Source organism: Psychrobacter sp. 1Y4 (genome assembly GCF_051847555.1).
The window spans coordinates 1-751 of sequence record NZ_JBPYDE010000470.1 but is presented as its reverse complement, the minus strand read 5'-3'; the positions used below and the strand labels follow the sequence as shown (position 1 = coordinate 751).

Annotated in this window: 1 protein-coding gene; it reads left to right on the top strand. The window is 40.3% G+C overall.

What is annotated here, in order from left to right; genetic code table 11:
- The first annotated feature begins 74 nt into the window (after positions 1-74).
- Positions 75-695, top strand: coding sequence for a fasciclin domain-containing protein (locus ACS8FC_RS17025; protein ID WP_439297657.1), 621 nt, complete (start codon positions 75-77; stop codon positions 693-695).
- The last annotated feature ends 56 nt before the right edge of the window (positions 696-751 follow it).

Genomic DNA, 751 nt, shown 5'->3' with positions numbered 1-751 from the left:
GTCACTGTTAAATTTATTAAAAGTAACTGTCTGTTAAACACATGACGCAACCAATCATTTAAAAGGAAATACCCATGTTAAAGAAGAATCTATTATCTATCGCAGTCGTAACAGCAGCCATGTCATTAACAGCATGTAATGACACTGAAACCGTCGCAGATCCAGTTGAGCCTGAGGTTACTACTGAAGAAGTCGTAGTAGAGCCAGTAGCTGAGACGGATCCAATGGTTGAGACTGAAGCAGAGCCAATGGCAGACGACATGAATATGGAAGCGACTCAAACCATCGCCGAAATTGCAGCAAACAATGAAAACCTAACCATTTTAACAGCTGCATTAAAAGCTGCTGGTCTTGATACGATGTTGATGGAAGATACTAAGTATACTGTATTTGCACCAACTGATGATGCATTTGCTCCAGTACTAGAAAAGCTAGGCGTAACGAAAGAAGAATTACTGGCTAACACAGACTTGCTGAAAAAAGTATTGCCTTATCACGTAGTACCTATGGAAGTGAAAGCGGCTGATATCCCTTATGGTACTGATATCGAAACGGCTAATGGCAAAACGATTTCTATTAGCGATGCCAACGTAATTACCGATGCGACTGGTAACACAGCTAACATCACAGGTACTGATATCATGGCAACCAATGGTGTGGTTCACACTATCGATGCAGTATTGATGCCTGAGTAAGTCTTTCTTTAACTCAGTTGTTATAAGAACTCAGCTGTCATAAGCTAATAAGTATA

Bases quoted from the DNA above. Each gene is read 5' to 3' on its own strand.
- ACS8FC_RS17025 (WP_439297657.1), top strand. From the start codon at position 75: ATGTTAAAGAAGAATCTATTATCTATCGCAGTCGTAACAGCAGCCATG.